The following is a 6216-nucleotide window of genomic DNA, read 5'->3' as shown; positions in this document are numbered from 1 at the left end:
GCTCGAATTCAACAGCTACTCGATGCGTTGTTACCTGAACAAGTGGCTTCACTAACCAGTTATGATTTCATTCTTGAAGCCCTATTCTATGCAGCTACTTGAAGAATTGGTATTACCTACTAGGCAAGGCGTCAGAGGGACAAGTCAAGGCACTGACAACGTTTCCGCTGCTGGAACTGGCAAGATTTTACTCCTACCCAATTCAAATTAACGTCGAAGAAGGCATCGACGAGATTGAAATTGCCGACGAAGACAAAATCATCACCGGACGCTTTGACATTGTGGCAGTCGATCGAGCTAGACCGACGGTGAACGACGTGCCGTTCTGGATTTTAGTCATCGAATCCAAGGAGTGCGGCGTGGAGATTCGTCAGGCGCTGCCTCAATTGCTCACCTATGCTTATGACAGCCTGAAATGTCAGCCGTCCGTTTGGGGTTTGGCGACGAATGGCTTACAGCATTTATTTGTGTTAGTTGAACAGGCCGATCCGCCCACCTATCAACTTCTGCCAGAGCTGCATCTTTTGGAGCCTGAGCGCTCAATTCGGCTGCTGCAAGTGCTGAAAGCGATCGGCAAACAGCACTTTGCTGCAACCTAAAGCATCTTGGCGAGAAACTGTTTTGCTCGATCGCACTGCGGGTTGCGAAAGAATTCGGTAGGCGGTGCATCTTCCGCGAGCCGTCCTTGATCAAGAAACAGAATGCGATCGGCAACTTCCCGCGCGAAGCCCATCTCGTGCGTCACCACTGCCATCGTGATGCCCGTTTTTGCTAGTGCCTTCATCACTTCCAGCACTTCTTTTACAGTTTCTGGGTCCAGCGCTGAGGTCGGTTCATCAAACAGAATCACTTCGGGTTCCATTGCCAGCGCGCGCGCGATCGCCACCCGCTGCTTTTGTCCACCCGACAACCGAGAGGGATAAACATCTGCTTTTTCTGCCAGCCCGACTTTTCCCAATAATTCTCTGCCCTTGTGCTCTGCTTCTTCCTTACTCATCCCTTTGATTTTGATCGGCGCGTAAGTGACGTTTTTTAGCGTCGTCATGTGAGGAAACAGATTGAAGTGCTGAAACACCATCCCAAGGCGCTGCCGCACTTTAGAAATATTGGTCTTTGGGGCTGTTATTTCTTCTCCATTAAAATAAATGCGTCCGCGCGTAGGCTGCTCTAACAAGTTTAAGCAGCGCAGAAATGTAGATTTTCCAGAACCAGATGGACCCAAGACGGCTACAACTTGACCTTTACGGACGTCGGTGGAGATATCTTTAAGGACATCCAGCTTGCCAAATGATTTGGTCAAAAATTCGACCCGAACTACAGCGTCACTCACTTTTTCTTAGTCTCCTTTCAAGAATAGAGGCGGCAAAGGTTAGTGCCATAACTAAAATGTAATAAATTAATCCTGCAAACAACAGCGGCTCAAAGTAGATATATTTGTTTGAGCCAACAATTTGAGCACTGCGAAGAATTTCGACGACGCCTACTGTTGAAACGAGGGAAGAGTCTTTTAGAAGCGCGATCGTCTCATTTACCAGCGCAGGCAAAATTGTTTTCAGCGCCTGCGGCATAATCACATCCCACATCATCAGCCAATAGGGGATTCCCAGCGTCATCGCGGCTTCTCGCTGTCCTTTATCGACGGCTTGAATGCCGCCGCGAATCGTTTCAGACATATACGCGCCGGAGTTGAGCGTGAATGTTAGCACTCCGGCTTGCAGCGGTGTAATGTTGTAGCCTGTTAGCTGCGGCGTGGCAAAATACACCAGCGATAGCTGAAGCAGCAGCGGCGTTCCACGAAAAATTGACGTGTAAACTACTGAGAACCAGTACGCTAGCTTGATGCCGGAAATTTTGAACAAGGCGAGAATCGTTGCCCAAATCAGTCCAAAAAAGACCGATAAAAGCGTAAATAAAAGTGTGAGGGGAACGCCATTGAGAATAAACGGAATGTCCTCAAAAATGCGAGCGAAGTCTAGATTCATGTATAAGAGATACTGGGTAATTGGGTTATTGATTTCAATGACTGATGCCTAGGGTGGACACTGATTAATCAGGAGTTACTCTCGCAGTGCCCACCCGACCTAAAGGCTTATGGAGATGGCGATGCTGCTGGAGATGGTGATGCTGCTGGAGATGGTGATGCTGCTGGAGATGGTGATGCTGCTGGAGATGGTGACGCTGGAATACTTTGAGAGAACCATTTCTGCGCTAGTTTTTCCAGTTCGCCATTGTCCTTCATTTTTTGCAGGGCTTTGTTAAAGGCTTCTACGCGAGGAGAGCCTTTGGGAAAAGCGATCGCCGAACCTGAGGGTCCTTCGGGAGGAATCGGAGTAAACTCAAGATCGGGATTTGCCTGTATAAATCCAGCCGCAACGGTATTTTCAACGATCGCGGCGTCAACTCGGTTTGCTTTAACTTCCTGGATAATTTCAGGAATTCGATTCAGCGATTTAATTTCAATGCCTTTGACCTTCTCAGAAATTTTCTTGGCGTTTCCTTGCTGAATTGAGCCGAGTTGAACCCCGACTCGCTTTCCAGCTAGCGACTCTGTAGTCTTCAAGTTGCTAGCTTTTGGCGCGACGATCGTGTCTTGTGCCTGATAGTAGACTGTGGAAAAATCTACGTTTTTCTTGCGCTCTTCAGTGGGTGTCATACCCGCCATAACAAAATCGGCTCGTTTCGCTTGGATTGCTGGAATCAAGCCGTTAAAGTCGGATTCTTGAATCTTTAATTCAAACCCTAATTCGTTAGCGATGTAATTGGCGACATCAACATCAAACCCAACAATTTTGCGCTGTCCACCTGCTGTATCGTAATACTCATAGGGTGGATAGTCCGGCGAAGTCACCATTGTTAGAACTTCTTTACCCGAGGACGAGGTATTCGTCCCACCTTGATTACTACAGCCTGCGATCGTGCTGATTGCTAGCGATCCTGCGAATAATCCTGTAAAAATAAACGTCCGACGTTTCACAAATTGCTCCTGTTTATAGAATAAAAGTGGCTATGTTGAATGGAAGTTTTTGCAGAAACCCGCATTAAGGAATGCCATTATTGTGATGTTGATTCTCTAATTTGTGGCTTCTGCTTAATTAAAGTTCCACGTCTAAGTTCACTCCTGGCTAGAAGGCAAACGTTGTTCTAATTACGCCAATCACCACATCTGAATTGCGATCGTCGTGGTTGGGAGCCGTTAGCCAAATTACACCCGGAGTAATTGCGAGGTAGTCAGTCAGTTGGTAACGATAGAACGCTTCAACATGAAATCCGGTGTCGCGATCGCTGCGCTGTCCAACGGGTAACCCGATCGCCCGCGCGAGTGCGGCGGAACTGGTCCCTGTCAGCTTCGGCTGCATCCCGAACACAAGACCACCCAAATTGCCTTTTTTGCCCAAATCCGGAAACGCTACGTTGACGGCAAAGTTCCACACGTCAGCATCTCCCTTCGTCCCATTCCCAAGGGCACGCGCGGTGGTGTAGCCAACCCAACCGCCCAACTCAAGTCCATTGGTAATGCGGAAGTTTGTTTGCACCCCAAAGGAGCTGCCGTTGACCGGACCTGCGCCGATTACTTTAGAGGCGTTGCTGCCTGCCAACGTATCGACACCATTTACAACGGAGTAGGTGTTGGCGTAGAAGAGGCCGATTTTGAACGAACCGGGGCTAAAGATCAGATGGCTCCACGCGCTGTAGCCGCCGTTAAAGATGCCCGATTTGTTATCAGGAAAGTTAGGGCCACCCGTCGTGGTATCTTCGCCGTAGTAGCCGAAGTCCAGCGAGAGCGACGGCGCGATCGCCACATTGGCTGCCACTCCTGCCCGGTTGCCCACGGGGAAGAAGATTGGGTTGATTTGGGCAAAGTTTGAGGGAGAACCGAGCACCTGATCATTAAACGGTGTAATTGGATCCGTGACGATGCTGGGGTCGATCGTGTTGGCGTCTAGGTAGAGGGTTAGTCGTTCGCCCACCGGAAATCGGTACTGCAAGCGATTTAATCGAAAGTCACCGTCTTGCGAAACGCTAGTTGCAAGAAAGCGGGTTTCGTCCGTTGCACCGCTAAGCGGCCCTTCTGGAAACGCGGAGTTGGCATTCAGGCGGCGTAAGTTGGTGGCTTGAAATCGCGTTCTGAGACGATCTTTGCCCGTAAAGCTGGTGTCAAAATCCAGTCGCAGACGATAGCCCAATGATGCCGTGTTAACCGGATCGGCGCTGTCGCCGAAGGCATCTGCCAAATACGTCACCAGTTCTACACCCAGCTTGGTTGTCGTCGAGAACTGCTGTTTTTCCAGCGTTGTCGTTCGCGCTTCCAGCGCATCAACACGACCGCGCAGCGTTACCAACTCGACTCTAAACTCTTCCTGGAGTCGCTGCAGCGTTGCTAAGTCTTCCTTTTTCACCAAATCCGCGGTCGCAGCCGCGATCAATTCATTCACGCGATCGATACAGGCATTCAATCCCGCGGCAAATTCGTAGCGGGTTAGGGCGCGATTGCCGCGATAAGTGCGATCGGGATATCCCACAATGCAGCCATAGCGCTCGACCAGGGATTGCAGCGCTTGAAATGCCCAGTCAGTCGGTCTCACGTCGGTTAGCTGAGAAACCGATGTGACCTGGTCCATTGTGGCAACATCCTCTGATTCGGCTTCTAGCGGAGCCAAATCCAAGTCTGAGCCGATTGCCCGATCGTTCAAAGAACGGTCCTCAGCTACGGCAGGAATTGTCAGCAAGCCGGACGCTAACACTGTCGTGCCTAAACACTTCCAAAATCGTTTTGTCATACCGGTAATTACTCACACCACAAATATGAAGACTCGTGGAAAACCATAGCTCAAGGCAATCTGAAAAATCGTTCACTGACTGACAAAACGGCATTTTCAGCATTCAAACGGTTCGTTCTGCTTGGTTTAAATGAGTCATGTAAGCTCTAATACCCGAAAAAATGATGTCTGCATCTCTGTCGCGTGATAGATAGATGTCAGGAAATGATGTAGAAATGTGACCGTGATCGTCCGATCGCGCGATCACCTACAGGGCGTAGGTTGTAGACTGAGAGAGCTAAAATTCGGAATCCTGCGTGAATCCCGTCACCGATAGTCACGGCTCTTCATTTGTCCACATTCCCGTTCTCGGTCAGGAGGCGATTGCGGGCTTAGCCGTGCATGCAGACGGACGCTACCTCGATGCCACCGTCGGCGGTGGTGGGCACAGTGCGCTGATTCTGGACGCTGCACCCAACGTGCGGGTCACTGCGATCGATCAGGACGAACAGGCGATCGCAGCGGCACAGGCAAAACTGGCGCAGTTTGGCGATCGCGTGCAGTTTGTCCGCAGCAATTTCGCCAACTACGCTCCGGGTGCAGAAACGTTTGACGGGGTTTTGGCAGATTTGGGCGTGAGTTCCGCACAGTTCGACATTCCAGATCGAGGGTTTAGCTTCCGCCACAAAGCGCCTCTAGATATGCGGATGGATCAGCGTCAGCACCTAACGGCGGCTGACATTATCAACACCTGGAGCGACAAGCAGCTCGCAGACGTGTTCTACACCTACGGTGAGGAGCGACTTTCGCGACAAATTGCGCGACGAATTGTCGAGCGGCGTCCGTTTGAAACGACGACAGACTTAGCAGAGACGATCGCCCACAGCGTACCGCGATCGTATCGCTACGGACGCATTCACCCCGCAACGCGCGTGTTTCAGGCATTACGAATTGCCGTTAATCGAGAATTAGAGGTGCTAGAGACGTTCCTCGCTCAAGCACCCACGTGGCTGAATCCGGGCGGCAGGCTTGCCATCATCAGCTTTCACAGTTTGGAAGATCGGATTGTAAAACATCGCCTGCGCGAGTCGGAGTTCCTAACTGTGCTGACGAAAAAGCCAATCATTCCGCAAGACGACGAAATTGAACTGAATCCACGGGCGCGATCGGCAAAGCTGCGAGTTGCCGAACGGTTGAAACCGGATCAGAATTAACGCTCAAGCTGGTTAAGGCAGACGAGCCAATTCCCACCTCAATTGACTTCGGGCAAACCTGATAAAGCGGGCAAAGAGTTAGTTTGGCGCTGCATAGAAGCCCAAATGATTCGCTACGGGACGCTCCCTCAAAGGAATTTTGGTGTGAATTGGAGCGTTGAGAGCGTACGGTCCGGTTGGGCTGGAGACAACGATCGTCGTTGAACCACCGCCATCAAGATTGACCGCTTTGTCGGCTCCTAGCT

6 protein-coding genes and 1 pseudogene are annotated in these 6216 nt (G+C 50.6%); 2 read left to right on the top strand and 5 right to left on the bottom strand.

Annotated elements, in window-relative coordinates; all coding sequences use genetic code 11:
* Window positions 1–98: 98 nt before the first annotated feature.
* Complete coding sequence (locus H6F43_RS10875; RefSeq protein ID WP_190342784.1) at window positions 99–599, top strand: restriction endonuclease subunit R; 501 nt, start codon at window positions 99–101, stop codon at window positions 597–599.
* Here H6F43_RS10875 and H6F43_RS10870 read toward each other — a convergent pair.
* The 4 genes and pseudogenes from H6F43_RS10870 to H6F43_RS10855 form a co-directional block, all read right to left on the bottom strand.
* The gene (locus H6F43_RS10870; protein ID WP_190342783.1) at window positions 596–1330 is read right to left on the bottom strand and encodes an ATP-binding cassette domain-containing protein; all 735 of its coding nucleotides are present in this window, start codon (window positions 1328–1330) and stop codon (window positions 596–598) included. The genes H6F43_RS10875 and H6F43_RS10870 overlap by 4 nt on opposite strands.
* A pseudogene (locus H6F43_RS10865) lies at window positions 1323–1979 on the bottom strand (amino acid ABC transporter permease); the annotation flags it as partial. The gene H6F43_RS10870 and the pseudogene H6F43_RS10865, both read right to left, overlap by 8 nt.
* Before the next feature lie 110 nt (window positions 1980–2089).
* A complete protein-coding gene (locus H6F43_RS10860; protein WP_347272401.1) occupies window positions 2090–2974 on the bottom strand; it encodes a transporter substrate-binding domain-containing protein in 885 nt (294 codons plus the stop codon).
* Window positions 2975–3122: 148 nt separating this feature from the next.
* Entirely contained in the window at window positions 3123–4778 is a 1656-nt protein-coding gene (locus H6F43_RS10855; RefSeq protein ID WP_190342781.1) for an iron uptake porin, read from the bottom strand.
* 296 nt (window positions 4779–5074) lie between these two features.
* Here H6F43_RS10855 and rsmH point away from each other — a divergent pair, with 296 nt between their 5' ends.
* Window positions 5075–5971: a 16S rRNA (cytosine(1402)-N(4))-methyltransferase RsmH gene (gene rsmH, locus H6F43_RS10850; protein WP_190342780.1), complete on the top strand. Its 897-nt coding sequence runs from the start codon at window positions 5075–5077 to the stop codon at window positions 5969–5971.
* A 78-nt stretch (window positions 5972–6049) separates the two neighbouring features.
* On the opposite strand, the gene H6F43_RS10845 is transcribed toward rsmH, so the two are convergent.
* Window positions 6050–6216: phosphodiester glycosidase family protein (locus H6F43_RS10845; protein WP_190342779.1), on the bottom strand; the 167-nt coding region annotated here is incomplete at its 5' end.

The organism is Leptolyngbya sp. FACHB-36 (assembly GCF_014695955.1).
GTDB lineage: Bacteria > Cyanobacteriota > Cyanobacteriia > Leptolyngbyales > Leptolyngbyaceae > FACHB-36.
The sequence above is the reverse complement of the archived record's forward strand: the minus strand, read 5'-3'. Positions and strand labels throughout refer to the sequence as shown.